Annotated in this window: 18 protein-coding genes; 3 read left to right on the top strand and 15 right to left on the bottom strand. The window is 64.0% G+C overall.

Annotated features, from left to right (window positions below; all coding sequences use genetic code 11):
* Positions 1 to 15: 15 nt before the first annotated feature.
* The 10 genes from QRN13_RS14250 to QRN13_RS14205 form a co-directional block, all read right to left on the bottom strand.
* Positions 16 to 831, bottom strand: a complete 816-nt coding sequence (locus QRN13_RS14250; protein ID WP_284878427.1) for a carbohydrate ABC transporter permease — start codon at positions 829 to 831, stop codon at positions 16 to 18.
* A complete protein-coding gene (locus tag QRN13_RS14245; protein WP_284878426.1) occupies positions 828 to 1,760 on the bottom strand; it encodes a carbohydrate ABC transporter permease in 933 nt (310 codons plus the stop codon). The genes QRN13_RS14250 and QRN13_RS14245 overlap by 4 nt, the downstream gene beginning before the upstream one ends.
* Positions 1,757 to 3,040, bottom strand: a complete 1,284-nt coding sequence (locus tag QRN13_RS14240; RefSeq protein WP_284878425.1) for a sugar ABC transporter substrate-binding protein — start codon at positions 3,038 to 3,040, stop codon at positions 1,757 to 1,759. The genes QRN13_RS14245 and QRN13_RS14240 overlap by 4 nt, the downstream gene beginning before the upstream one ends.
* Positions 3,037 to 4,533 (bottom strand): glucoamylase family protein, encoded by a 1,497-nt coding sequence (locus QRN13_RS14235; RefSeq protein ID WP_284878423.1) that lies wholly within the window; start codon positions 4,531 to 4,533, stop codon positions 3,037 to 3,039. The genes QRN13_RS14240 and QRN13_RS14235 overlap by 4 nt, the downstream gene beginning before the upstream one ends.
* Before the next feature lie 75 nt (positions 4,534 to 4,608).
* Positions 4,609 to 7,644: a TonB-dependent receptor gene (locus QRN13_RS14230; RefSeq protein WP_284878422.1), complete on the bottom strand. Its 3,036-nt coding sequence runs from the start codon at positions 7,642 to 7,644 to the stop codon at positions 4,609 to 4,611.
* Between the two features lie 49 nt (positions 7,645 to 7,693).
* The gene (locus QRN13_RS14225; RefSeq protein WP_284878421.1) at positions 7,694 to 8,764 is read right to left on the bottom strand and encodes a LacI family DNA-binding transcriptional regulator; all 1,071 of its coding nucleotides are present in this window, start codon (positions 8,762 to 8,764) and stop codon (positions 7,694 to 7,696) included.
* A gap of 355 nt (positions 8,765 to 9,119) precedes the next feature.
* Positions 9,120 to 10,076: a 3-hydroxyisobutyrate dehydrogenase gene (gene mmsB, locus QRN13_RS14220; RefSeq protein ID WP_284878420.1), complete on the bottom strand. Its 957-nt coding sequence runs from the start codon at positions 10,074 to 10,076 to the stop codon at positions 9,120 to 9,122.
* Complete coding sequence (locus tag QRN13_RS14215; RefSeq protein ID WP_284878419.1) at positions 10,051 to 11,100, bottom strand: enoyl-CoA hydratase/isomerase family protein; 1,050 nt, start codon at positions 11,098 to 11,100, stop codon at positions 10,051 to 10,053. The genes mmsB and QRN13_RS14215 overlap by 26 nt, the downstream gene beginning before the upstream one ends.
* Positions 11,097 to 12,233 (bottom strand): isobutyryl-CoA dehydrogenase, encoded by a 1,137-nt coding sequence (locus tag QRN13_RS14210; RefSeq protein ID WP_284878418.1) that lies wholly within the window; start codon positions 12,231 to 12,233, stop codon positions 11,097 to 11,099. The genes QRN13_RS14215 and QRN13_RS14210 overlap by 4 nt, the downstream gene beginning before the upstream one ends.
* Positions 12,234 to 12,240: 7 nt before the next feature.
* Complete coding sequence (locus QRN13_RS14205; protein WP_284878417.1) at positions 12,241 to 13,743, bottom strand: CoA-acylating methylmalonate-semialdehyde dehydrogenase; 1,503 nt, start codon at positions 13,741 to 13,743, stop codon at positions 12,241 to 12,243.
* Between the two features lie 117 nt (positions 13,744 to 13,860).
* Between QRN13_RS14205 and QRN13_RS14200 the strand changes: the two genes are divergently transcribed.
* Positions 13,861 to 14,736, top strand: a complete 876-nt coding sequence (locus QRN13_RS14200) for a LysR family transcriptional regulator (RefSeq protein WP_284878416.1) — start codon at positions 13,861 to 13,863, stop codon at positions 14,734 to 14,736.
* A gap of 110 nt (positions 14,737 to 14,846) precedes the next feature.
* Positions 14,847 to 15,188, top strand: coding sequence for a TonB family protein (locus QRN13_RS14195; protein WP_284878415.1), 342 nt, complete (start codon positions 14,847 to 14,849; stop codon positions 15,186 to 15,188).
* A 121-nt stretch (positions 15,189 to 15,309) separates the two neighbouring features.
* On the opposite strand, the gene QRN13_RS14190 is transcribed toward QRN13_RS14195, so the two are convergent.
* The 4 genes from QRN13_RS14190 to QRN13_RS14175 all read right to left on the bottom strand — a co-directional run bounded on the left by QRN13_RS14190 (position 15,310) and on the right by QRN13_RS14175 (position 19,958).
* A complete protein-coding gene (locus tag QRN13_RS14190; RefSeq protein ID WP_502868599.1) occupies positions 15,310 to 16,575 on the bottom strand; it encodes a PQQ-dependent sugar dehydrogenase in 1,266 nt (421 codons plus the stop codon).
* Positions 16,576 to 16,613: 38 nt separating this feature from the next.
* Positions 16,614 to 17,039: a DUF2231 domain-containing protein gene (locus QRN13_RS14185; RefSeq protein ID WP_091746054.1), complete on the bottom strand. Its 426-nt coding sequence runs from the start codon at positions 17,037 to 17,039 to the stop codon at positions 16,614 to 16,616.
* A gap of 184 nt (positions 17,040 to 17,223) precedes the next feature.
* Positions 17,224 to 18,531, bottom strand: coding sequence for a pectate lyase (gene pelA / locus QRN13_RS14180; protein WP_284878413.1), 1,308 nt, complete (start codon positions 18,529 to 18,531; stop codon positions 17,224 to 17,226).
* Between the two features lie 29 nt (positions 18,532 to 18,560).
* Positions 18,561 to 19,958, bottom strand: coding sequence for a glycoside hydrolase family 28 protein (locus tag QRN13_RS14175; RefSeq protein ID WP_284878412.1), 1,398 nt, complete (start codon positions 19,956 to 19,958; stop codon positions 18,561 to 18,563).
* A gap of 168 nt (positions 19,959 to 20,126) precedes the next feature.
* Between QRN13_RS14175 and QRN13_RS14170 the strand changes: the two genes are divergently transcribed.
* On the top strand, positions 20,127 to 22,379 hold the full coding sequence (locus tag QRN13_RS14170; protein ID WP_284878411.1) for a glycoside hydrolase family 88 protein: 2,253 nt from the start codon (positions 20,127 to 20,129) through the stop codon (positions 22,377 to 22,379).
* Between the two features lie 109 nt (positions 22,380 to 22,488).
* Here the strand turns inward: QRN13_RS14170 and QRN13_RS14165 are convergent, their stop codons facing one another.
* Positions 22,489 to 25,350, bottom strand: coding sequence for a TonB-dependent receptor (locus QRN13_RS14165; RefSeq protein WP_284878410.1), 2,862 nt, complete (start codon positions 25,348 to 25,350; stop codon positions 22,489 to 22,491).
* Between the last annotated feature and the right edge of the window lie 889 nt (positions 25,351 to 26,239).

Raw genomic sequence — 26,239 nt, 5'->3', positions numbered from 1 at the left:
AACTCGCAGTTCTGGTCAGCCCTTCACGCTGCCCGCGAGCATGCCGCGGATGTAGTAGCGTTGCAGGGCGAGGAAGAGGATCAGCACGGGCGCGACCGTGACGACGGCGCCGGCCATCATCAGTTCGATGTCCTGCACATGCTCGCGCGACAGGGCCGCCAGCGCCACCGGCAGGGTATAGTTCGACTGGTCCGTCAGGATGATCAGGGGCCACAGGAAGTCGTTCCAACTGCCCAGGAAGACGAACAGGCCCAGTGTCACGATGATCGGCTGCAAGGTTGGCAGGACGACGCGGCGGAAGATCTGCCCTTCGCTGGCGCCGTCGATACGGGCGGCCTCCAACATCTCATCGGGAATGCTCAGCGTATACTGGCGCACCAGGAACAGGCCGAAGATGGACGCCAGCCAAGGCACCAGCGCCCCGGCATAGGTGTTCACCAGCCCCATCGACTTCAGCATCAGGAACAGCGGCAGGGTGCCGATCTGGGCGGGCACCACCAGGGCGGCGACCAGGAACTGGAACAGCCGCTCGCGCCCGGCGAACTTCAGCTTGGCGAAGGCGTAGCCGGCCGGAACCGTGAACCCCAGCGCCAGGATCGTCGCCAAGGTCGCAAGGGCGAAGCTGTTCCACAGATACCTCCCCATACCCTGATTCAGAAACAGGTCGCGATAATGCTCCAGCGTCCATTGCGAGGGCAGCAGCGGCGGCGGAAAGACGGCCGCCTCGCCCGTCGCCATGAAGCTGACCGACACCATCCAAACCAGTGGGAACAGCACGACCAAGGCGATGAGGCCCACAGCCAGATTGAGCAGGATGGCGCGGAGTTTCATTGATACGCCCCCACCCGCTTGGCGACCGCCAGCTGGACCAAGGTGATCGCGAGGATACACAGAAACAGGACGAAGGCGACGGCGCTGGCGGAGCCCAGGTTCCACCATTTGAAGCCCTCTTCGTACATGAAGTAGAGCACCGTCACCGTGCTCTGGGCCGGCCCGCCTTGGGTCATCACATAGGGTTCGGCGAACAGCTGGAAGAAGCTGGCGACAGAGATGATCGAGACGAGCAGCATGGTCGGCGCAATGGCCGGCAGGGTCACATGGCGGAACTGCTTCCACGGCCCGGCGCCGTCGATGCGCGCGGCCTCGTACAGATCGTCCGGCACGGTCTGAAGCACCGCCAGGAAGATCAGCATATTGTATCCGAAGATCTTCCAGACCACGAACATCAGGATCGCCGGAATGGAGGTCGATGGGTCGCCCAGCCAATCCACGGCCGGCAGGCCGAGACTCTCCAGCCCCCAGTTGATGACGCCGTAGCGGGTGTGCAGCAGATAGCGCCAAACCACCGCCGTCGCGACCAGGGTGGTGACATAGGGGGCGAAGAACATCACCCGCCAGATCGGCCGCCACTTCACGACCCGGGCGTTCAGGATCACCGCCGCCGCCAAGGACGCCGCGATGGACAGGGGCACGCCAAGGACGGCGAAGGTCAGGGTGTTCTTCATCGCCCCCCAAAACAGGGGATTGCTCAGCAGCCGCTCATAGTTCTGCACGCCCACGAAACGCAGGTTGTCCAGGTTCGCCAGGGCGTAGATGTCGAAGTCGGTCAGGCTGAGCAGCAGGGCCGCGATCACCGGAATGGCGAAGAACAGGCCGATGGCGAGCATGGCCGGGGCGACGAAGGCCCAGGCGGCCCGTTCACGGGCGCCGCGTCCGCGCGATGGCTTCACTCTGGCCAAGGTCGGATCGACGACAGTCATACGGCCCTGCCCTGTTCCATCATCCAGCGGCGCTTCTCCAGCAGACGGTCGGCGCGACGGTCGATCTCGGCGGCGGCGGCCTCGGGCGTATATTCGCCGCGCACCATCCGTTCGGCGACGATCTGCATCTCCGTGACGATCCGCTCCCATTCCGGCACCTTGGGCACAGCCCTGGCGCGCGCCAGTTGTCCCCGGAAAGGCGCCAGCATCGGGTCGCGCTCCACGCCCGCTATGTCCCAGGCGCTCTGGCGTGCGGGCAGGTCGCCGACAATGGTGTTGAACCGGGCCTGCACCGTCGGCTCGGACAGATAGCGGACCAGGGCCCAGGCGGCTTCCTGGTGCGGGGAGGATTTGAATACCGCCAGGCTGGACCCGCCCGGCGCCGAGGCGCCCAGGCCATTCGGTCCCGGCACGCCCGCCGTGGCCCAGTTCGGCTGGAACGACGCTGGCAGCTTGCTGCGGAAATCGCCCACGCTCCACGGGCCGGAGAAGTAGAAGCTGAAATAGCCCCTGGCGAACTCGGTCCAGACGTTGGAAATCTGCGTCGACGAGGCCAGCGGCGCCAACTGCTCGTCGAACAGGCTGCGGTAGAAGGCCAAGGCCGAGACGAAGCCGGGGTTGGAGAAGTTTCCGCGCGTATCCCGATCCCTCAGCAGCGGCTCATCGATCTGAAGCCCGAAGGTCAGAAGCTGCTCGAACTCGTTCAACGGCAGCAGGATGGCGTAGTTGTCGCCGCCCGCCACACGCTTGATCGCATGCATGGCCCGCTTCCATTCGGCCCAGTCTTCGGGCGGCGCGTCGAAGCCGGCCCGCGCCAGCAGATCCTTGCGATAGAACAGCAGCCGCGTGTCGACATACCAGGGCGTAGTCATGGCGCGGCCGGCGATCTCGTTGGTCTCCAGCACCGCCGGAAACTGGTCGGTCAGCAGGTTCGCGGCCTCAGCCGGGGTCGGCGACAGGGCGCCGATGGCGGTCAGCTCCGCCACCCAGGTATTGCCGATCTGGCTGACGTCCGGCAGCGAGGCCCCGGCATAGGCGGTCAGCAGTTTTTCGTGCGCGGCCGTCCACGGCAGGGGCTGGACCGAGACGCGGACGCCCGGATTGCGGCGCTCGAACTCGGGCATCAACTGGCCCACCGTCCCGCCCTCATTGCCCATGGCCCAGAAGCGCAGCACGATCTCGCCGTCGCGGCGCGGGGTACAGGCCGCAACCGCCCCGCCCGCCATCAGGGCCAGCGCGCCACGTCTATCAAGATGGGACCTGAGCGCCGTCAAACTCATCCGTTCATCCAGCCGCCGGTGAAACCCGCGATGTCGAGCGCGCGGCGGATATTGGGCTCGCCGCGCATATAGCGCCAGACGAACTCGGACCTGTGGTTCTCGGTCATGATGACGATCGGTCCCTGGTCGATGCCCAGATAGTCGCCGTCCACCCAACCCACGCCATCCACGATCTTGCCGTGCTGCAGCGGCCCTTCGCGCACTGTCAGTGTCGGGTTAAAGCTGTCGAGGAAGCCCCACTCGGTATAGACGCCCGCGCCATAGCGCGCCTTCATCGCCTTGACGCAGGGCACGACGATCTCGGGCGCGAAGGCGATGGAGCTGGCCGCCGCCGTCGGCGCGATGGTGCCGTCGTCGCGCTCGCCCGGACCGCGCGCGGAATAGCTGAAGAACTCGCGCTCCTTGCCGTCGATGACTTGTTTGAAATCGCCCGGCCCGTCGCAGGCCGTCAGGCCCCAGACCTCAGACGAATAGCCGGCCCAGCCGCCGGGGTTGTCGTGGGCGTATTTCTGCTGGGCGTAGACGGCGCGGCGGCTGTTTTCAAAATAGTCCAAGTATTCGCCCAACTGGGCAGACTGCCCGCGCATCCAGGCGTCCTGAATGCCGCGGAAGTCGATGAACATATGGCTGTACTGGTGCCCGAAGATGGGCGCGAAGTTCAGGTGCCAGCTGCCCCAGCGATCGGTCCAGCTCTCGTCGTAACTGGCCGCCCATTCGTGCCAGACATTGACCGACACTGGATGGGTCGGGCTGCCGATGGCCAGCATCAGCACCAGCATACCCTCGTTATAGACGTGCCAGTCGGACGGAATGAAGCCGCTCTCGGGGTGCCAGCCCATGGTGATGCGGTTGTCGCGGATCACGGCCCATGGCCATTCGGTCCGTTCGTAGATAGCCTGGGCCTTCTGACGGATTTCCGCTTCGTCGGCATGGCGACCGTCGAAGTAGCGGGCGGCGAACAGCATGCCGCCGATCAGCAGGGCCGTATCGACGGTGGACAGTTCGTTGGTCCGGTAACGAAGCCCCGTCTCCATATCCAGGAAGTGGTAGAAGAAGCCCTTGTACCCCGCCGTGCCGCTGGCCTCGGGACCCTGCGGCAAATCATGGAAGAAGCGCAGCGTCGTCAGGGTCCGCTCACGCGCCTCGGCCCGGCTCATCCAGCCGCGCTCGACGCCCACAGGCCAGCAGGTAAGCGCGAACCCGACCGCCGCCACCGAACAGAACGACGGCGTCGGCCAGCGATCCGGCGTCAGGCCGGTCTTGCGATCCGTGACCTTCTCGAACCAGCGGAACGTCCGCTCCTGTAGCTCCTCGATCTCCTGATCCAGCCGCATCGGCCGTCTCTGCGTCCCATTAACCGCCGCCGTCGCCGCCGCCGTCGCCGCCGCCGTCGCCGCCGCCGCCGCCTGCTGCGCCGCCGCCATCACCGGAAATCCAACGGCCAGAGCCGCCGCGCCTGTGGTGGTCCGCATCAGGAAGTTTCGACGATTCATGGGCACGCTCACTGGGTCTCAATCGAATAAGAAAGGCCGCCTCGCAACAAGCACGAGGCGGCCCAGGCTCAGGATTTAGAAGGCGTAACGGGCGCCGATCTGGAAGGTCCGCGTGGGGAACAGGACCGCCGAAGGCCGACCGAAGTTCGGATTCGGGTTCGTCGCCGAGCCCGTCCCGCCGTCGAACCCCGTGTAGTTCTTGAAGTTGAACACGTTGATGGCGTCGACATAGACGGACAGTTCGCCCGCGCCGGGCACATTGAAGTTCTTCGTCAGGCGGAGATCCAGATTCCGATAGGCGAAGGCGTTCGGCAGGAAGAACTGCTCCTTCTCGGGATAGGCGCCATAGGGGCGATAGACGAAGTTGGCGCCGCGTCCGTCAAATACGTCGTAAGGCGTGCCCGAACCCAAGGTCAGAATGCCCGACAGCTGGAAATCGAGCGGCAGATCGACGATGCCGTTAGCCACGATACGGTGACGCTCGTCATTGCCCGAGGACCGCACCGGCGAACTTTCCACCGAGAAGCAGTCGAAGCAGAAGTTGTCGTTGCCGCCGTTCTGTTCAGCCTTGGACAGCGTGTAGGCGATGTTGACGCCCCAACCGGAGTCACGCGTGTAGCCCTTGTCCAGCTTGACATAGAGCGCCTTAAACGTCCGCTCCTTGTTGTGATCGGACACCAGATACGAGCGGTAAGGGTTCGTGCCGCCGGGGCCGCAGAATCCGCCGTTGTCGCCGAAACCATTGCCGTCGTTGCCACGCGTTGGTTCGCGGCAGCGGTTCAGATACTGCCAGGTGAACTCGTTCTCTGTCTTGCCGTAGGCCAAAGTGAACTCGGTCTGCCATTCGCCGACTCGTTGACGCACACCCAGGTTGAACTGATCCGTGCGGGGCGGCTCAAAGTCGTTCTTCAGAAGGAAAGCTTCGCCCTTGGCCGGGATGTTGGCCAGGATGGCGTCAAGTCCAGCTGTGGTCCCGTAAGACGCATTCCACAGGATAGGGTCCGAAGAACTTCCGTTCGCAACGCCGGCCGGCCGGCCGGTCGTCGAGAAGAAGACGTTCTGGGTGAAATCGAAAGGCTTGGCCAATTCGTCGAAGGCGAAGTTGAACTGGACACGGTCGTAGTAGCGACCGGCGCCGCCGAACAGAACCGTGCTGCGATCTCCGAAGACATCATACGAGAAGCCGATCCGCGGCTGGAAGGCTTTCTTGAACGGGTCACGATTGTCGCCGGTCGAGATGTAATCGTTGATGTTGAACCAGCTCGGCGAATAGCCGGCAGGCTTGCCGCCGTCAGTCGAAGCGATCCACTGGTTCAGGCCCGCAACCACGGAGGCCGGCGTGACGTAGTTCTTGTTGTCGGCATTGGTCTCGTAATCCCAACGCAGACCCAGGTTCAGCTCCAGCTTGTCGGTGATCTGCCAATCATCCTGGGCATACAGACCGATGACGGTGTTGGTCAGATCGACGGTGGGAAACTCGTTGCCCAGCTGAACACGATACGGGACGGCGGCATTGCCGCTGGCCGTGCCGTTCAGGTCATAGAAGAACTCGGGATTACGACCGAACTCCTTGACGACGTTGTAGTTCTGACGGCTGACCTTGGCGCCCAGTTTTATAGTGTGGAAGCCGTTGAACTGCACTTCATTGAACGTCAGGTCGTTGCGGACCGTCAGGGCGTCATCGCTGATGTCCTGACGGCTGCCCGAGCCACCGATGTTGAGGATCGACACACCGCCGAACGGATCGTAGCCGTTCTCGAAGATGCGATAGCTGCGACCGATCTGATCGAAGTTCACGGCTGTCGGGTTGTAGTTGTAGTTGCGGTAATCGACCGCCAACTCGTTCAGGAAGCCATCGCCCTGCCATTGATAACGCAGATTGGCGCTCTTCGTCGTCTGTTTCAGACCGCTTGCACGCTCGATAGAGTTGGCACCGCCAACACCCGTCACGTCGGCTTCGTCGCGGTATGTGACGCTCAGGTCGATCAAATGGCCCTCTGCCGGCTGGAAGCTTAGCTTGCCGAAGTAGAGGTCTTCCTCAAACGGCGTAGCGAAGGTGCCGATGTATTGGCCGAACTGGCTAACGTAGGCCGGATTCTGACGGCCCAGCGTCACGGCCGCAGCACGGTTTTCCTGCTTGTGCTCGTAGCTGCCGAAGAAGTGCAGCTTGTCCTGAATGATCGGACCGCCGAGAGCGGCGCCGTATTGCTGGACTTCCAGCGCGGGTTTTTCCCGGCCGGCCGCACGCGAAAACTCGTCTTGTTTGATGAAGTCCTGATCACGATAGGTGCCGAAGATTTCACCGTGGAACTCGTTGGTGCCAGAGCGGGTCACGGCCGTGATGATGGCGGACGAGGCCTGCTCGTACTCAGCCTTGAAGTTCTGGCTGACGACCCGGAATTCCTGAACGGCCGCCTGCGGGAACGGATTGCCGCGGCTGTCGTCCTGACCGACGATACCGCCGGCGATGATGTTCGACTTCAGGCTGGCGCCGTCGATGAAGGCATTGACGGATTCCGCCCGCTGACCACCGGCGGTGATCTGAACTTCTTGCTCGTTGGTGCCCGTTCTGACGCCCGGCGCCAACGCCGCGAAGTTCAGGAAGTTACGGCTGATCTGCGGCAGGGTCTGAATCTGCTGGGTCGTGACGTTTGTGGCGTTTTCGGGCGTGCGCACCTCGACCAGACGACGTCCGGTCACGACGATGTCTCCCAGATTGGCTGCGTTGGCGTCAGCCGCGCCGGACGCCGCGTCTGCGACGGCCAGATCCAGGTTGCCGACCTGGCCCACGCCGATCGAAACGGTGTCGGTCGCCGTCTCGTTCTCGGCCGTCGTCGCCGTGATCTCGTAGGTGCCGGGACGCAGGCCCGACAGGGTATAGCCACCCTGCGCGTTCGCCGTGGTGCGGCTGGTGAAGCCCGAGGCGACATTGCGGGCGACGATGGTGGCGCCGGCCTCGACCGTCGCGCCATCCGTCACATTGCCTCGGATCGTCGAGGTCGCCACCTGCGCCTGCGCGCCGCCGACGACCGCCATGCTGATGGCAAGCGCCGATGCGGCGGCCAAGGCGACCTGACGTGTCGCGGCCTTACGCGTATTGAACTGGGTCATCCTGAGCTCTCCCCTCCTGATGGGATCGGTTTTCAGCAACATGGCTGGCCTACCCTTTGTTGAACCTGGCGGACGAGGCCGCCGCGGTGGACTGGCGTTCGACCAGGATCGGCCGAACGATTTCGCAAGCGGTGTCCGTGGCGTCGGCGGTCGCGCCGGCCTGGACCAGGCCGATCAGGCGTTCGACGCCGCTTCGACCGATTTCCGCGATGTTGACGCGCATGGTGGTCAGCGCAGGCCGCATCAGGGCGGCGATAGGCACGTCATCGAAGCCGACGACGGCGATGTCTTCAGGACAGCGCACTCCGGCCTCCTGGAAGGCCAACAGGGCGCCGACGGCCATCATGTCATTGGCGGCGAAAACAGCGTCGGGCCGCTCTGTCATGGCCAGAAGCTGGGTCGCCGCGCGATGGCCCGAGGCTTGGGAGAAGTCGCCCTCGACGATGATCGGGTCATGGCCCTCGAGCGCCGCCGTGTATCCGGCCGCACGCGTGTCCGCCTCGATGTTGCCGGCGGCGCCGCGAATGTGAGCGATGCGCTTGCGGCCAGTGGACCGCAGATGCTGGACCGCGCCGACGGCGCCGCCGTGGTTGTCGATCATGATGGACGCCCGGCCCGGCTCGGCCGCGCCGCCGTTCATCAGAAGGACCGGCATCCGACCGGCGAACTCTGACGACAGGTTCGCCGCGCCCAGATGAGGCGACAGCACGATCATGCCGTCCACGCGCCCGCGCATCGAACGCACGGCCGCCAGGGTGTCTTCCGCGCCGTCATGCGAACTGGAGACGATCAGATGCTTGCCGTGGGCGCGGGCGGCCAGGTCCATGCCCCGGATCAGCTCGGAGAAGAACTCGCCGAACAGGTCCGGCAGGATGACGCCGATCGTGTCGTTCTTGCTGGTCGACAGGCTGCGGGCGCCGAAGTGCGGGACATAGCGAAGGTCCTCGACCGCATCGAGCACCCGCTGGCGCGTCGCGTCCGAGGTCACGCCCAAGCCGTTCAACACACGAGAGACAGAAGCCACCGACACATTGGCGCGTTCAGCCACGTCGCGCATGGTTGCGGCCTTGGCGAAGGGCTGGCCCTCCTGCCGTGCAGACGCAGCGCTAGGCGCGGCCATGTCCAATCGAATTCTCCCTGCTCCCTATCGTCCCGGCCCCTTTTCGAAGATCCGTCGATAAGCGATGTAAGCGGTTACATGACACAAGAGCAATGTGCGCCGCAAGCACCGTTCAGCCGCATTTCAGACGATTTTCGATCTCCGCTAAAGCCGCCTCAACGGTCAGCGAGAGCTAAGTTACTGTTTTGACTTCACTCTTCACAGGCTCATTCCGGCGAACGGAATAAGGCGAACACGGCAGGCGCGCGCCTTGGTCGCACCAGCCGTAGCGATCAGCGTCGCGGCCGCGGCCGCATACGAAAAGGCCCGCGCCGCCGAAGCTGCACGGGCCGCAATCACTATGCGAAAGACGAATCTATGCCGGCTTAAGTTCATCCAGCTTGCCGCGCAGCATCTGCAACATGGCGGAGAAATCACGGCCGCCGTGCCCGATTCCGTCGAACAGGGCGTAAAGCGCCTCGGCCTGTGCGCCCAACGGCGTCGAGGCGCCGGATTTCGCCGCTGCGTCCTGAGCCAGCTTCAGGTCCTTCAACATCATGGCCGTGGCGAACCCGCCCTGATAGTCGCGGTTCGACGGCGCGGTCGGCACCGGACCCGGCCAGGGATAGTAGCTGGTAACGCTCCAGCACTGACCCGAAGACTTGGACGCGATCTCGAAGAACCGTTCGGGATCCAGACCCAGCTTTTCCGCCAAGGCGATGGCTTCGCAGGTGCCCAGCATGGAGATGCCGAGCAGCATGTTGTTGCAGATCTTGGCCGCCTGCCCCGCCCCATGATCGCCGGCGCGGATTGTGATGCGGCTCATAGGCTCCAGCGCCGCCTCGACGCGGGCGAAGTCGCCCTCGTCGCAGCCGACCATGAAGGCCAGCGTGCCCGCATCCGCCGCCGCCGTGCCGCCTGACACGGGCGCGTCGGCAAAGGCGTAGCCGGCCGATTTGGCAAGACCGGCGACCTTGCGCGCGGTTTCAACATCGATGGTCGAACAGTCGAGCAGCAGGGCGGTCGACGGCGCAGCGCCGATGATCTGTTCGGAATAGACCTTCAGTACGTGCGGCCCGGCCGGCAGCATGGTGATGACCACCTCGGCGTTCTTGACCGCCTCGGCGACCGATCCAGCCGCGACGCAACCGGCCGTCACCGCCCGTTCCAGCGCCTGCGCCGACAGGTCGAAGGCGGCGACCGCATGGCCCGCGTTGGCCTGGTTCGCGGCCATGCCGCCGCCCATGTTGCCCAGGCCGATGAAGGCGATCTTGGACATGGTGTCTCTCCCTTTGTCGGCGCCGTGGTCAGGCCAGCGGCGTCCATTTTTCATTGTCCGGCGACGGTGCAAACAGCGCATCCAGCGTCTCGTCGGTAACGCCCGACAGGTCCGCCGGGGACCATTTCGGCGCATTGTCCTTGTCCATGATCACGGCCCGCACGCCTTCCTGGAAGTCGTGGGTGCGCACCACGCGGCCGCCCAGGGCGTACTCCATCGCCATATTGTCGGCAAAGCTGGTCAGCGTCGCGCCCGTGCGGATCTGGCGCAGCGAGACCTTCAGCGACTGTGGCGACTTGGTCTTCAGCGTTTCCAGCTGCTTCAGCGCCCACTGCGACCCGTCCGCCTCAAGCGCCTGGAAAATCTCCTCAACCGTGTCGAAGGCGAACAGCCGGTCGATGGCCTCGCGGTGGGCCGACAGCGGTGCAGGCCCCGCGTCCCCGGCGTGGCGCGCCACGACCGGCGACGGATCTGCGGTCTCGCCCATCAGATCGGCCTTCAGCGCCTCGACACGATCTGCGGGCACGAAGTGAGTATGGATGCCAAGGGCCACCGTATCCGCCGCCTTCAGCCGCGCGCCTGTCAGCGCCAGCCAGACGCCGGTCTGGCCTGGCAGGCGCGGCAGGAACCAGCCGCCGCCAACGTCGGGGAACAGGCCGATCCCGGTCTCGGGCATGGCGTAGGTGGTGCGCTCGGTCGCCACACGAATGTCGGCCGGCTCGGAAATGCCGACCCCGCCGCCCATGACGATGCCGTCCACGATGGCGATGATCGGCTTCGGATAGTCGAACATCAGGTGGTTCAACCGGTACTCGGCCAGGAAGAAGGCCTTGGCCTCCGACGCATCGCCCGCACCGCTTTCGGCGATCATGCGAATGTCGCCGCCCGCGCAAAAACCCCGCTCGCCGGCGTGGTCTATAAGTATGGAGGAGACGGAGGGATTCGAACGCCAGGCCAGCAGCGCCTCCGTCATCGCCTCGCACATCGCCCGGTTCAGCGCATGGATCGCCTTGGGTCGGTTCAGAGTGATGCGACCGACGCCGTTTTCAATCCGGGTGATGACTTCGGCGTCGCTCACTTGGTCATCTCCCGTGCGATGATCACCCGCATGATCTCGTTGGTGCCTTCCAGAATGCGATGAACCCGCAGGTCGCGCACGATCCGTTCCAGCGGATAGTCCTTCAGATAGCCATAGCCGCCGTGCAGTTGCAGGGCCTCGTCGGCGATCTGGAAACAGGCGTCGGTGGCCAGGCGCTTGGCCATGGCGCACCACTTCGTCTTTTCCGGATGGTCGGTATCGATGGCCCAGGCGCCGCGCAGCACCATCAGTCGCGCCGCCTCCAGGTCCGTGGCCATGTCCGCCAGTCGGAACTGCAGCGCCTGGAACTCGCCGATCGGTCGGCCGAACTGTTTGCGGGTGGTGACGTACTCCTGCGCCGTCTCCAGCGCCAGCCGCGCCCCGCCCAGCGAACAGGCGGCGATGTTCAGCCGACCGCCGTCCAGACCGGCCATGGCGTAGCGAAAACCCGCTCCCTCCTCGCCCAGAAGATTGGCGACTGGCACACGACAGTCGTCGAACTGGACGATGGCGGTCGGCTGGGCGTTCCAGCCCATCTTCTTTTCCTGCGCGCCGAACGACAGGCCGGGCGTGCCGGCCTCGACCACGATCGCGCTAACGCCCTTTGGCCCCTCGCCGCCCGTGCGGACCATGGCGACATAAACGTCAGACGTGCCTGCGCCCGAGATGAAGGCCTTGGACCCATTCAGCACATAGTGGTCGCCGTCGCGCACGGCCGTGGTCCGCAGCGCCGCCGCATCCGACCCCGAGCCCGGCTCGGTCAGGCAATAGGAGGCGATCTTCTCCATCCCGACCAGCGACGGCACGAACCGGCCGCGCAGGTCGTTCGACCCGAAGCGATCGATCATCCACGTCGCCATGTTGTGGATCGAGATGAAGGCCGCCGTCGCCACGTCGCCGCGCGACAGCTCCTCGAAGATCACCGCTGCCTCGACCCGGCCCAGGGCCATGCCGCCGTGCTCCTCAGCCGTATAGATGCCGCAGAAGCCCATTTCGGCCGCCTGTTTCATCACTTCGACGGGGAAATGCTTGTCCTCGTCCCAGCGCGCGGAATGGGGCGCCAGTTCGGCCTCGGCGAAGGCGCGGGCGGCGTCCTGAATGGCGCGCTGATCGTCGTTGAGAGCGAAATCCATGACGGCCTTAGCGCATCGTCGGAATGACGAACGAGCTGTCCGAATGCTCCAGCGCCGAGTCCGGCCAGCGGGCCGTCACGGTCTTGGTCTTGGTCCAGAAGCGGACGCCCTCCATGCCGTGCTGGTTGATGTCGCCGAAGGCCGAACGCTTCCAGCCGCCGAAGGTATGGTAGGCGACCGGCACCGGGATTGGCACGTTGATCCCGACCATGCCGACGTTGACCCGGGCGGCGAAGTCGCGCGCCGCGCGGCCGTTCTGGGTGAAGATGGCGACGCCGTTCCCGTATTGGTGGTTCGACGGCAGGGACAGCGCCTCCTCGAACGTCTCGGCGCGAACGATCTGCAGCACCGGACCGAAGATTTCCTCCTGATAGGACGACATCTCGGGCTTCACATGGTCGAACAGCGACGGGCCGATGAAATAGCCCTTCTCGTGACCTTGCAGGCTGAAGTCGCGGCCGTCGACGACCAGTTCAGCGCCTTCCTGCACGCCCTTCTCGATCCAGCCCGCGACACGCTCGCGATGCTGAGCCGTGACGACGGGGCCATAGTGGGCGCCCGCGTCGGTCGAGACGCCGACCCGCATCGACGGGATTTCCGCGACCATCCGCTCGCGCAGTTCGTCGGCCGTCTTCTTGCCGACCGGCACCACGACGGGCAGCGCCATGCAGCGTTCGCCCGCCGAGCCATAGGCCGCGCCGGACAGATCCTTGATCACCTGATCCATGTCGGCGTCGGGCAGGACGATGCCGTGGTTCTTGGCGCCGCCCATGGCCTGGACCCGCTTATGGTTGGCGGCGCCCGTCTGATAGACATAGTGGGCGATGTCGGACGAACCGACGAAGCTGACAGCGTGAACCAGCGGATGGGTCAGGATGGCGTCGACCGCCGTCTTGTCGCCGTGCACCACGTTCAGCACGCCATTCGGCGCCCCCGCTTCCAGCATCAGTTCGGCCAGACGCACCGGCACTGACGGATCACGCTCGGACGGCTTCAGCACGAAGGTGTTGCCCACCGCGATGGCCACGCCGAACATCCACATCGGGATCATGGCCGGGAAGTTGAACGGGGTGATGCCCGCCACCACGCCCAGCGGCTGACGCATCGAATAGACGTCGATGCCGGGGCCGGCGCCTTGAGTGTATTCGCCCTTCAGCGCGTGCGGGATGCCGCAGGCGAACTCGATCACTTCCAGACCGCGCTGAATGTCGCCCTTGGAGTCGGCGATGACCTTGCCGTGCTCGCTGGACAGCAGTTCGGCCAGTTCGTCCATCCGCGCCTCGACCAGACGTTTGAAGTCGAACATGACGCGGGCGCGGCGCTGGGGATTGGTCGAAGCCCAACCGTCAAAGGCGTTCTGCGCCGCCTGGACCGCACGATCGACCTCGCCCGTCGTCGCCAGTTGCACGCGAGCCTGTACATCCCCGGTGTTGGGATTGAACACGTCGCTGAAGCGTCCGGACGCGCCGTCGAAAGCCGCACCGTCGATGAAGTGGCGAATGTCGCGCATGGCCTGGGTGTCCCTGTTGGTTCTTTTGTTGCGACTATGGCTATCACCCCTGCGCGCGGGTCGATAATGCAAAGTTGCAGGCAACATTCTGCGTTTTTGCAAGATGACTAGGCGGCCATGTACGACTGGGATGATCTGCGCATCTTTATCGCCGCCGCGCGCGCAGGCTCTCTGGGCGGCGCGGCGCAGCGGTTGGGCGTCGACGCCGCCACGGTCGGGCGTCGGGTCGCCCGGCTGGAAAGCGCGCTGAAATCCACCCTCATCGTCCGCTCGACCACCGGGCTGCAGCTGACCGCCGCCGGCGCACAATTGCTCGATATCGGTCTGGAGGCCGAAAGCGCGATGGAGGCTGCCGGCCGCGTGACCCAGCCCGACGCACCCGCCGGTGTGGTGCGTGTCAGCGCGTCCGAGGGGTTTGGCGTCACCCTGATGGCCCCCGCCCTCCCCGCGCTGCGTCTGGCCCATCCGGGTCTAAGGATCGAACTGGCGGCCACCTCCGGCTTCCTGTCGCCGACGCGCCGAGAGGTCGACATGGCGATCACCTTGGCGGCGCCACACGCCGCACGCCTGATCGTCGAGCCGCTGACGCCGTATCAGCTGGCCCTCTACGCCTCGCCCGATCACCTTCACCGCAACGGCGTTCCGAAGACCGTCGAAGACCTGAGCCGCTTCGACATCGTCGGCTATATCGACGATCTGATCTATGCGCCGGAGTTGCGCTATCTGGACGAGGTTCAGCCGGGGCTCGCGCCCCACGTCGCCTCGTCTTCGATCCGGGCGCAGCGGGAGATCATCGCCGCCGGCGGCGGCGTCGGCGTCCTGCCGTGCTTCCTGGCCGACGGTCTGGTGCGCGTGCTGCCGTCGATCCTGATCGAGCGCCGCTTCTGGCTAGCCACCCACCGCGATGTCCACGACACCGCGCGTCTGCGCACCGTGCGTTCGTGGCTGAAGACCCTGTGCCAAGAACAACAGTCCAGCTTGAGGCCATTCTGACTTCGGCAGAGAAATCGAAGTGTGGTGCGCCGCACACACCCGCGCGTTTTTGAAAGTTCGGGGAACGGAGGTCTTGTTCAAATCTTAATAGAAGACGAACGAGGCCTGCCATGACACTGACCTTCAGCCTGACATTGATGACGGCCCTGCTGGGCGCCCCGACTGGACCGCTGCTCAAAGACGCGGCCCTTTACAATGCGCCTCAACCCGCCATCGAACGGGCCGTCGCGCCGAAGGCAGAGAGCACCGACCGTTTCAGCGTGCGGCTACGTTGCACCGCCCTGGCGTCGGGCCACGTCACCGACTGCGTCGTGCTGGAAGAAAGTCGTCCGGGCATGGGCTTTGGCGAAGCCGCCTTGGCCTTGATGAACGGCGCCGAAGTCACGCCGATCATGGATCGTGGCCGTGCTGTCGATGCGCCCTTCGAACGCACCATCGACTTCACGCCGTAGGCCACAGCTCAGCCCCGTATGCAAAGTCCCCGGTTGCTCGCAGCCGGGGATTTTCTTATTCGGCTATGTGTCGAGGACAATAGCGACTTCCCGCGACCTTGCCGGGCGAGGGAAAGCCGGCCTATCGCGCAGGCGCGATGCGCCACACCGTGTTCGACAGGTCGTCGGCGACGAACAGCACACGCTTGTTCCCATCGAACGCGACGCCGACAGGACGCCCACGCGCCTTGCCGTCCTTCAAGAAGCCTGTGGCGAAGTCAACGGGTTGTCCCGCCGGACGGCCGGCGTTGAAGGGCACCCATACGACCTTGTAGCCGGACGGGTCCTGACGGTTCCAACTGCCGTGCATGCCGATGAAGGCGCCGTTGGCGAACGACCCGCCAAAGCCGCCATTGCGGGCGAAGTCCAGGCCCAGGGCGGCGACGTGCGATCCCAGGGCGTAATCCGGCCGGATGGCCTTGGCGACCATCTCGGGGTTCTGCGGCATCACGCGCGGATCGGGGTTCTGGCCCCAATAGCTGTAAGGCCAGCCGTAGAAGGCCCCGTCACGTACTTGGGTCAGATAATCCGGGACCAGTTGCGGCCCCAGTTCGTCGCGCTCATTGACGACCGACCACAACAGATTGGTGGTCGGCTCGATGGCCAGGGCCGTTGGATTGCGAATGCCGGTGGCGATCGTGCGCCGTGCGCCGGTCGCCCGGTCGATCTCCCAAACCGTGGCGCGCTCTTCTTCGACCGCCATGCCACGCTCGCCGATATTCGAGTTCGAGCCGGTGCCGACGTACAGCTTCGATCCGTCCGCGCTGGCGGTCAGGGACTTGGTCCAGTGGTGGTTGATGCGCGAGGGCAGTTCCGTCACCCGCTCGGCGGGCGTGGCGATACCGGTCTGGCCCGGCTGGAAGGCGAAGCGAACCAGCGCCCCCTGTTCGGCGACATAGAGATAGCCGTCGATATAGGCCAAGCCGTAGGGCGCATCGAGGTTGTCCACCAGAACCGTCCGCAGTTCGGGCGTGCCGTCGTTGTTCGCGTCGCGCACCAGGGTGATGCGGTTGCCGCCTTTGATTTTGGTGTTGCCCTGCTTTTTGATGACGCCGGCGATCACGTCCTTGGGCCGCATGGCGGGTGCATGGCCGCCGCGCCCCTCGGCGATCAGGACGTCGCCGTTGGGGAGGACCAGCATCTGACGCGGGATTTTGAGATCCGTGGCGAAGGCGCTGATCGTAAAGCCTTGCGGCACCGTCGGCGTCTCGCCGTTCCAGCCTGCCGGCGGGCTGATCTTCATCGGCGGCACCAGCGTCTCGTTGACCTTAGGCAAGTCGGGCGTCGCGCCGGTCTGGTTCAGTTTCGGATCGCTGGCGTTGCCGCACGATGCGACCGTCAGGGCCATGGCCAGGGTGGCGGCGCTGGCGGCGAGCAGATTCTTGTTCATCGGACGCTCTCCCGCGCGGCATAGGCGGTCCAGCCGGCGACCAGGACCAGGATTGTGCAGAGGATCGACAGGATCAGACCGAAGGCTCCGACGGAGCTCCAGGCGTCCTGGCTGTGTTTAAAGGCGTTCACCAGCCCCAGCACCCAGGCCAGCGCGAGCGCGACCAGATGCACCGTCGCCCGCCGTGACCGCCCGTGGCGCAGACCGACGACGAAATCGAAGATCGAAAACAGGCCAGCGACACCGCCGAACACCAGCGCTCCGGTGATCAGCCAGGCCGAGAAGTTCGTCCACTGGACCTCGGCCGTCTTCAGATAGGCGATGTCGGTGAACAGGGCGAAGGTGAACAGCGCGATCGGAAACGCCAGCAATAGCCAATGCAACGGTCGGACGACCGCATCCTTCAGTCCATGGGTGCTCATGCCAGCCCTCTCCGTAAAGTCTGGCTTGGCTAACCGTCTGGACGTGGAATGGTTCACATAAGCTTTTGCCGCGCCGATCTTATAGCGTTGGAGTGAGGGCGCGTTCTCGCCTTTGGTGGCTCACAAACCAATGTTGCAGACGCGCCGCCGGACCGCGTCGACAATGCCGATCAGCGTCCCGGATTCACCCGGCCCGATTGGACCAATCGGCGTAGAGGTCCAGCGCCTTCTGCGGCGATGAAATCCACCAGGAATAGCCGTTGCGCCTCCCGACGGAGATTTCATTTACATCGTCATGGATGGTCTGATCCTTGTCGCCGAAGATCGGACGCCCGGTCACCAGATCGTAGTTGCGGGACCAGATCGGACCCGCACCGGCCTTGTCGATCAGTTTGCGTCCGTCGTCGGTCATTTCGAATGACTTGTCATAGACACGCACCGCCCGAAGCCATTCGGCTGCGCCGCGAACGGCGGCCTTGATCTCCGGCGACGGGTTCTCCTCGCCCATCAGGAAGATCAGGATATCGGTTGTTTCGCCGCTTGCGATGGATCGCGGCTCGTAGTTCCGAGCGCTGGTTGGAACCAGTCGCATGGGCTCGACCTGCTGCGGCCAGCCCAGCAGTCGATCCGCCTGACGCACCTGTGCCGCGAGGATCACGTCGATCGCCTTCCGGGTCGCCTCGGCCGCCCGTGTCTCCAGCTCAGCCGGCACGAAGTCGAAGCCCTCAGCGCCATGGGCGACATCACGAAGCAGCATGGCCGCGTTCGCCACCGCATTGTCGTTGAAGGTGATTGAGTCGTGGAAGCCGCCTTCGAGCGGCCAGATCTGAGGCCAGCCGCCATTGGGATACTGCGCATTCAGCAGATAGCGCACGCCTCGGATGACGCTGGCGCGCCAGGCGTCGCCGTCGCGTCCGGGCGCGTGGGCGGCGACCTTGGCCAGGAAGCGCATTTCCGACCACGTCGCCTCGTTGTCCAGCGTCCCCACGAAGGTCCAGAAGCGATCCGCCGGCGCATCGAAGTTCGCCGGGTTCTGCTCCATGGTTTCGGCATCGTTGGAGAACCGCTGACCCGGCAGGCGCGCAATGCTGCGATCCTGGTTTTTGCTCCATCCGCCGGCAGGCGTCTGGAAACTGACGATCGCATCCGCGACGGCCCGGGCTTCGGCCGTGGCGTACCAGTCGGCAGGCCGATCCAGCGGCATGTTGTAGTGGGCGGGTCCGACGGCCTTGGGCGGCGGCGGCGTAGCAACTCCGGCGGGAAGCTCGGCCGCGAGCGCAGCGCGGTCGGCCAGATGCTGGGCCTGGGAGCGTACCAGATACTCGGCCCACGGACCGCGCTCCGCGTCGGGCAAGGCGCCGATCCTGTCGCTGGTCAGGCCCACCGCCGGCGTATTCAGCCGCAGGACTTCTGCCTGGGCGGCGCCGGAGACGCCCCCCACAAGCGCGACCGCGCCAAATGCCAGCATCGAACAGGCGGAAAGGATTTTCATCGCGCTAACTCCCACAACTTTTTGGTTTTTCATGCTTGTCTGGATCGAAGGCCTGTGACGCCGGACGACTCGGTCACCTTGGGGCCTTGGCCGTCCAGGGTGTCGATGTTGCAGTCGCGGAAGCGCCAGTTCTCGGCATTGGCGATGGCGCCCGCATCCTGCACATCCCAGTCCAACCGTTCGAAAATGAAGTCTTTCAGCGGCGCTTCAGGATAGGCGGCGGCGGCGAATCCGACTTTGCCGCCGACGGCCTTGATGTTCGACAGGCGAACATCGTGGATACGGGGAATGCCCTGTTCGCGCGGCACGGGCGTGGCGAGCGCGCGCCAGTAATCCGGCACGTCCGCGATGCCGTCCGGGATCTGGGCGTAGCTGTAGTTTGGGTACCAGTTCAGGTTCACCTGCATCAATGTGCGCACGTCCTGCAGATGGATGTCGCGCAGGCGGATGTTGGAGATCACGCCGCCGCGTGTGTGGCCTGATTTGAAGAAGATCCCCAGCGGTACCGGATACTCGATCCTCAGCCCAGAGACTTCGATGTCGTCAAATCCGCCAGATGTCTCCGATCCGAAGGTCATCCCGGCCAGGGCGTCACGGACGATGCAGTCGCGAATCTTCACCTGACGGCACGGCCGGGCTACCCGCAGCCCGTCCCAGTCGCGTCCGGCCTTGATGCAGATCGCGTCGTCGTTGACCGACAGGTCGCATCTCTCGACCAACACCCGCTCCGATGAGTCGATATCGATGCCGTCCGTCGAAGGGCCGCGTCCGCCGATGTTATTCCTGATGATCAGGTCGGCGACGTTCACGTCCCGCGAATAGCAGACGTGGACGGTCCAGAAGCCCGATCGCGCCAGATTCAGACCGGAAACCTCGACCTGCTGTGAGTCGTAAACGTGGACCAACCGCGGACGGCGGCAGTCGTAGTCAGCCGCCCATCGCAGGTCGCGCGGATCATAATCGCGGCGCAGCGCCCAATAGGCGTCCCAGAAAACCTTGCCGTCGCCATCGACCAGACCCTCGCCCGTGATCTTGGCGTTCTGTTGCTGATAGACATTCAGCAAGCCGGCGGGCCAGTTCATCTCAACGCCCGCAACACGCGTGCGAACCATCGGATAAGCGGCCAGATCCTGAACGCCGCGCAGAGTGGCGCCGCGTTCAATCGACAGGGTCACCCCCGACTTTACGAATAGCGAACCTGACAGATACAGACCGGGCTTCAGGACCACGACCCCTCCGCCCTGCCCTGCCGCTGCGTCGATGGCGGCCTGGACAGGACGCGTGTTGATGGTGATCCCGTCGCCCACCGCGCCATAGTCGGACGCGTCGAAGGCGCGCGAACGGCTCGACTGTGCAAACGCCGGCGTCGCTTGCGTCAAGGCGCTGACGACACCCAATTGCAGAAGCGTGCGACGATTGGCGCGCATCTAGATTTCCCACATTCTGTTCTTTCGTCTCACAATAGTGGACGATATAAGGCTGACAAGAGATACCGACAGCTGATCGTCAGAAATTGACACCGGTTACGTTGCGGCTCGCCGTCAAAGTGGGCCACCAACCATCATGCGCCGCCCGGAGCAGCGCCGGAGGAAAACATGGCCCTGCCAACCCGACCCTGCCTTGGCCTGATTGCAGTTCTGATGAGCTCGGCCGCCATGTCCGGCCCCGTTCTAGCGCAAACGGTCGCAGCCTTGCCGCCGGGCGTCGAGGCTGAATGGCTGGCTCAACGCGACCGCCCCGCCCTATACACCGACGTGGCAGGCGTGCCGTCTCGCGAGAGCACCATGGCGGCTGTCGAATATGTCGCCTCCTCGCAAATCGCGGCCATGGCCGCCGAGCCGCTCGCCTTATCGACGGGCAGCAACCTGACGCAGATGTCCTCGAACTGGGTCGCAGCCACCTTTTACGTCGGCGCTTCGCGGCTTGCGCGCGTCTCGGACGACAGGAGAACGCTGCGCTTTTTGAGCTCTGTGGCCGATCACTACAACTACAGTGTGCGCGGCGCACGCTCGGGCAAGACGATGCTGAACGCCGACGATATCGCGATCGGCGATCTCTACGAAGAACTCTACGCGCGTCGTGGACAGGAGGGCGTGCTGATGCCGCTGCGTCAGCGGCTGGATTGGCAGGTCCCCTATCTGGCCAGGGCGGAAGACACAACCGCGCTGGTCTGGTGGTGGGCCGACGCCCTCTATATGGCGCCCCCGGTCTTCGCCCGGATGACCGCGATCACGGGCGATCCGAAATATCTGAGCGCCGCAGACAAGGAATGGCGACGCACAGCGGCGCGGCTGTGGGTGGAGGAAGAAAAACTCTTTCTGCGCGACGAACGGTTCAAGGACGAGAACCATCGTGACGCCGACGGCGACCGCATCTACTGGTCGCGGGCCAATGGCTGGGTCATGGGCGGTTTGGTACGATGGCTGGAGTCCGTGCCTGTCGATTTCGCCGGGCGCGCCTTCTATGTCGACCTCTTCCAGAAGATGGCCGGCAGGATCGCAGGTCTCCAGCAAGAGGACGGACTGTGGCGCGCCAGCCTTCTGGACCCCGAAGCCTATCCCGAGGCTGAAACCTCAGGTTCGGTCTTCTATGTCTACGCCCTGGCCTGGGGGATCAATCACGGCCTTTTGGATCGCGACACCTACCTGCCGCATGTGTTGAAGGGTTGGGCCGGCCTGAACCGCCATGTCCTTGCGAACGGCCTGATGGGCGCGGCGCAGAAGACCGGCGATCAGCCCGTGTCGACAGACCATGAGGACGTCGGCCTCTATGCTTCAGGAACCTATATTCTGGCTGGGCTGGAAGTCGCGTCGCTGAATGACCCAGTTCGCTCTCTGCCATTAGCGGAACCCACGCGCGACACGGCCGAAGTGATCGCTGCGACCACGCCCGTCCCGCCCGCCCCCGTGACGGTCGTCGGCGCCGAAGAAATCCGCCGTCGAGACGCCGAGATGCGTGCGACCTCGGCGCTCTCCTACGATCCATCCGCTCTGAATCGGCCCTCGACCATCGAACCGCTGGAGCCGCCCCCCGAAGATCAGCGGCGACCGCGCGCCGTCGCCCGCTTCGCGCCGGATCGCCTGGATGATTTGCTATGGGAAAACGATCGCGTCGCTCATCGCATTTACGGTCCCACGCTTGAAGCGCGCGAGGCACCCTCCGGCTCGGGCATCGATGTGTGGGCCAAACGTGTCCGCTATCCCTTCATGGACCGTCAGCTGAAGTTCCCGAACTATCACGTCGATCGCGGTGAAGGCCTAGATTATTACGACGTGGGACGCGGCAGAGGCGCCGGAGGTCTGGGCATCTGGTACGACAACAAGCTCTGGACCAGTCGCAACTTCTCCGCCTACCAGATCGATAAAACCGGCGGCGACGAGGCGCGGTTCAGCGTGACCTACCGCCCTTGGCCGGTCGATGTCGTGCGCACGGTTTCAGAAACGCGTGAGTTCAGCCTTCCGTTCGGGTCCAACTTCACGCGCATGACTTCAACTCTAACCTCGAATTCCGACGCACCGCTGATCGTCGCGATCGGCATTTCGAAACGCAGCAACGACAACGGACGGGGTTTCGTCACGCGCGACGCCGCACACGGGCGTCTGATGTTCTGGGAGCCTGAAAACCCTGAACATGGCTCGCTTGGAATCGCTCTGGCGGTTGACCCCGCAACGGTCGAAGGCTTCACCGAAGACGCCGACAACTATCTGATCCTGGTGCGGGTCACGCCGGGTCAGCCGTTCACCTACTACATGGGATCGGCGTGGGATCGCGGCCTGGACTTCGCCACGCGCAGCGCCTGGGAAGATTATGTCGCAAACCAAAGTTTTGACTTCCGCCAAGGCAACTAGTCAGCAGGCGAAAATTCTCTCGCTGCGTCGCGCAGTTCGGCCGATGTCACAAGAAAGGCGGCGCCGGTTATACCGACGCCGCCTGTCTTATCTCGCCGATCTGTTGGGATCAGAAGCGATACCGCGCGCCAATGTAAACCTGGCGGCCAGTGTGGTGATAGACATAGGTGCTGTCACGCGGCAGGCCGATGTCGCCGTGATTCTGACGGTTGGCTTCATCGGTCAAATTCAGCCCCTCGACAGAAACACTGAGGTTATCGGTCAGGTTATAGGATGCTGAAGCGTCGATCGTCGTGGTTTCGGTTTTGCCCTGATACGGAATCAGGCCCGTGGCGCCGTTCGAACCCGGCACGTTCTGGAAATAGGTGTCGCGATAGGCCGCTGACACACGCGCATTGAACTTGCCGTCGTCATAATACAGCGTCGCATTCCAGGCGTTTGGCGACAGGTTGACCAGATCCGCCGTCACGAAGGCCGCGCAGGTTGCGGTGACGCAATACTGAATCTCGGATTCAACGTGCGTGTAGTTCAGCTGCGTACCGATATTCGACAACAGGCTGGGCAGGAAGGAGAACGTCTGCTGATAGCTGATCTCGAAGCCTTTCAGCGGGCCGCCCGGCGTGTTTGTGGGCGTGCTGAACTGATAGATGTCGCCGGCAGGACGACCGCCCGCCGGGAAGGCCACAGGGTTCAAGGCCGTCAGTTGGCTGTACGACAGCGGTTCGGTGGTCGTCTGCACATAGGTCGAGATGTCCTTGTAGAAGTAGGCGAAGGACAGCAGAGCTTCAGGCGCGAAGTAATATTCGACCGACAGGTCGTAGGTCGTCGCCCGATAGGGTTCCAGCTCGACATTGCCCAGCGAGGCCGTATTGGTCGCCGCCCCGGCTGCGCTCAGCGTGAAGACCGGAACGAGGCTGGTGACAGGCGGTCGCGCCATGACTTTGGCGGCGCCCAAACGCACGATCAAATCCTTCATCGGCTCGATCGACACGTTCAGCGACGGCAGAGTGTCGTCATACTCGTTCTCGCCCCGAACCGGCGTCGCAACACCACCGACGTTCGAATAACCCAAGGCATCGACCTCGGTCTTGACCTGACGTACGCCGACGTTGCCTCGGAAGGGTACACCCATGATTTCCGTGTCCCAGTCGGCCTGCACATAGGCGCCGGTGTCGGTTTCGGTCACGTCACGCCAGTTGCCATAGGTAGACGGATTGCCGTTCAGGCCGATCAGTCGGAAATCACCGCCTGCTACGCCCGTGTCGCAGTTGCAATTGTAGTTCCAGACTGTTTGCAACGCAGCCAGATCCGGCCGAACCCAGCTGGTCGCAGCGCCCGACGGCAGATCGAGATTGCGACCGAACCCGCTTAGCAGATTGGTGACCGAAGCCATGCTCGTGCCCGCCGGCAGCGCTGGCGAACCGTTGGCGTTGTTTGGGCGCGCGAAGGCGCGGCTGCTCGACTCATATTCCTTGCGGCTGACCCCCGCTTTCAGTGTGAGCCAATCGCTTACGTCGAAGGCGAAGTTGGCCTCACCCGTCGTATAGACGTTCTCCTGGAAGTTCGAACTGATGCGCAGCTCCGAGCGGGGCTGGGCGCCGGTCGGTCCGACAACACTCCACTGCGTGGGGTCGGCGACGTTGAAGCCCCAGTTGATCGCCGGCAGATTGCGGTTCTGACGGAAGTCGTAAGAATAGCCATCGACGTTCTGTCGATCGATGATTGCGCTGACCTGGACCGGGTTGGCGAAGCTGGATTCCGCGCGACCGATCAGGCCGTCGAACCGCAGCCGATCCGAAAACTCGTGCTCGACCCCAAAGGTCATCTGCTTGAATTCGGTTTCCAGCTCGTCAAACCGCTGCTCGCTGCGGATGTCCATGTCGTCGAGCTGGGCATAGATCATCTCGCCCGTGTCGGGATCGATCTCGAAGCTCATGATGTCGACCTGCGGCTTGCCGCCCTGATCGGCGCCACGGCTGAGCGACCAGGCTTGCAGGAAGTTTTCGCTGCGGGTCGAATCCAGCTTCGAGTACAGCATGTCCATCGTGAACAGGGTCGGACCATTGCCCGGCCGGGCCTGAACCGAAAGGGTGGCGCCCAAACGTTCCTGGCTGTGCTCCAGGCTGCCATAGCGCGGAATGCGAGGATGGTAGGTGCGCGCGGCGTTCGGCAGGACAGCGCCATTCTGGAAGCCGCCGTCGGCGCTGGCTGGTCCCCAGCGCACCGAGCTGAAACCTTCCTCCAGACTGTCGCGCTCGCTATAGGCGATCGAGAACAGAGCGCCGATCTGGTCATCCGCCCAGGTGTTCGAAATCAGACCGGCGAAGCGCGGGCTCCAGTCCTGCGACAGGTCGTTATAGCCATACTGGCCCGACAGCGCGCCCTGGAAGCCCATCTTGTCGAACGGACGGCTGGTGCGCAGATCGACGGTCGCCCCCAGCGACCCCTCTTCCGTCTCGGCCGAGGCGGTCTTGCGCACCGTGATATTGTTGAAGAGCTCTGAGGCGAAGACGTTGAAGTCGAAGCCACGACCGCGATTCACCCCACCCGACGAGTCGGTGGCGCCGGTCGACGCCTGGGCCTCAATGCCGTTGATCCGCGTACGGGTGAACTCCGAGCTGAGACCACGCACAGTGATCGACCGGCCCTCGCCTGCATCGCGGTCGATCGAGACGCCCGGTATGCGCTGGATCGACTCGGCCAGATTGGTGTCGGGGAAATCCGCGATGTCCTCCGCCGAAATGGCGTCGACGACGCCGGCTTCGCGGCGTTTGATGTTCAAGGAATTCTGGAGGCTGGCCCGGAAGCCCGTGACGACGATGTCATCGACCTCGGCGGCGTCATCCGTCTGAGGCCCAGCGACCTCGGCCGTCTGGGCGGCGGCGTCATGCGCCATCATGGCGAGAGCTAGGGCTCCCAGCGACGCGGTGGCGACCAGGGCGTGGCGCGCGAATTTGTGGCGTTGGATCATTCTAGTTTCTCCTCCCAAGTGTTGCGCTTCAAGGATCGAACGCCCTCGTTCACGCCTCCCGCTGCTGACGGGAGACACCGGTGTCAAAACGAGTCGGCCGCTTGACTGCTACCGGTGTCATTCATGTTTAGTCATATTCGACCGCGACTCGCAAGCAGGCGACGATCCTGATGGCGGATTTGTAATCTCGTCGAAGAGCGTGGGTTAAGCGGGAAAGTAGGTGCAACCTGCACGCCGGCGCATTGTGCGGTTTAGAAGAATACCTGCCACTTGAAAGAACCGACGGACGCCCTGCCCTATTCCCACTCGATTACACGAAGGCCGGTAGCGCGTTGATCGGCAAGGACTTTGCACCAGAGGTCACCTAAAGCGCCGTATCGTAGTCCGAATAGATCGTGGACTGTTGAAAACAATGAAGAAATAATCGGATGTAGAAAGCGCGTGATCACGAGATCTTTCGGGGTGTATTGACAGTGCCGCAGGCGTGGTGCGCGAGGGAATCGTACCGGTATACCTAGGCATAGGCGGATACCATAGCCTGACGTTTTGAAGAACAGGCGAGGCCTGGAGCTCATCGTCATCTATCGGCAGATCTCCTGCCCTTTCATTCCGCCTGGCTTCAAAGTCGCGCGCCGCCGCACGCCGACCGAGCGCGTGAGCGCTCGGTCGGCGTTGAACAACTATTCCCCGGCGCGCTCCGCTTCTCCGGCGTGCTGGCTTCGAGAACATCGATGCTGCCGTCCGCTCCCAAAGTTGCGATCCCCATGGCCGCCTGCCTTCCCACCGGGACGAGTGGCACGTCGGGGCCTCGGTGACCACTCCTGCCACCACAGCGAAGCGCAAAGCCAGCTTCGCGCCATGAGCGGACATGACAGTCACCGCGCAAAGG

This window comes from Brevundimonas sp. MEB006b (genome assembly GCF_030209705.1).
GTDB lineage: Bacteria > Pseudomonadota > Alphaproteobacteria > Caulobacterales > Caulobacteraceae > Brevundimonas.
Note: the sequence above shows the minus strand (reverse complement) of the source record. Positions and strands in the feature narration are given on the sequence as shown.

Bases quoted from the DNA above. Each gene is read 5' to 3' on its own strand.
- QRN13_RS14240 (WP_284878425.1), bottom strand. From the start codon at position 3,040: ATGAGTTTGACGGCGCTCAGGTCCCATCTTGATAGACGTGGCGCGCTG.
- QRN13_RS14200 (WP_284878416.1), top strand. From the start codon at position 13,861: ATGTACGACTGGGATGATCTGCGCATCTTTATCGCCGCCGCGCGCGCA.
- QRN13_RS14170 (WP_284878411.1), top strand. From the start codon at position 20,127: ATGGCCCTGCCAACCCGACCCTGCCTTGGCCTGATTGCAGTTCTGATG.
- QRN13_RS14210 (WP_284878418.1), bottom strand. From the start codon at position 12,233: ATGGATTTCGCTCTCAACGACGATCAGCGCGCCATTCAGGACGCCGCC.
- QRN13_RS14235 (WP_284878423.1), bottom strand. From the start codon at position 4,533: ATGAATCGTCGAAACTTCCTGATGCGGACCACCACAGGCGCGGCGGCT.
- QRN13_RS14190 (WP_502868599.1), bottom strand. From the start codon at position 16,575: ATGGCCCTGACGGTCGCATCGTGCGGCAACGCCAGCGATCCGAAACTG.
- QRN13_RS14205 (WP_284878417.1), bottom strand. From the start codon at position 13,743: ATGCGCGACATTCGCCACTTCATCGACGGTGCGGCTTTCGACGGCGCG.
- QRN13_RS14175 (WP_284878412.1), bottom strand. From the start codon at position 19,958: ATGCGCGCCAATCGTCGCACGCTTCTGCAATTGGGTGTCGTCAGCGCC.
- QRN13_RS14250 (WP_284878427.1), bottom strand. From the start codon at position 831: ATGAAACTCCGCGCCATCCTGCTCAATCTGGCTGTGGGCCTCATCGCC.
- QRN13_RS14245 (WP_284878426.1), bottom strand. From the start codon at position 1,760: ATGACTGTCGTCGATCCGACCTTGGCCAGAGTGAAGCCATCGCGCGGA.
- QRN13_RS14185 (WP_091746054.1), bottom strand. From the start codon at position 17,039: ATGAGCACCCATGGACTGAAGGATGCGGTCGTCCGACCGTTGCATTGG.
- QRN13_RS14195 (WP_284878415.1), top strand. From the start codon at position 14,847: ATGACACTGACCTTCAGCCTGACATTGATGACGGCCCTGCTGGGCGCC.
- QRN13_RS14165 (WP_284878410.1), bottom strand. From the start codon at position 25,350: ATGATCCAACGCCACAAATTCGCGCGCCACGCCCTGGTCGCCACCGCG.
- pelA (WP_284878413.1), bottom strand. From the start codon at position 18,531: ATGAAAATCCTTTCCGCCTGTTCGATGCTGGCATTTGGCGCGGTCGCG.
- mmsB (WP_284878420.1), bottom strand. From the start codon at position 10,076: ATGAAAAATGGACGCCGCTGGCCTGACCACGGCGCCGACAAAGGGAGA.
- QRN13_RS14225 (WP_284878421.1), bottom strand. From the start codon at position 8,764: ATGGCCGCGCCTAGCGCTGCGTCTGCACGGCAGGAGGGCCAGCCCTTC.
- QRN13_RS14230 (WP_284878422.1), bottom strand. From the start codon at position 7,644: ATGACCCAGTTCAATACGCGTAAGGCCGCGACACGTCAGGTCGCCTTG.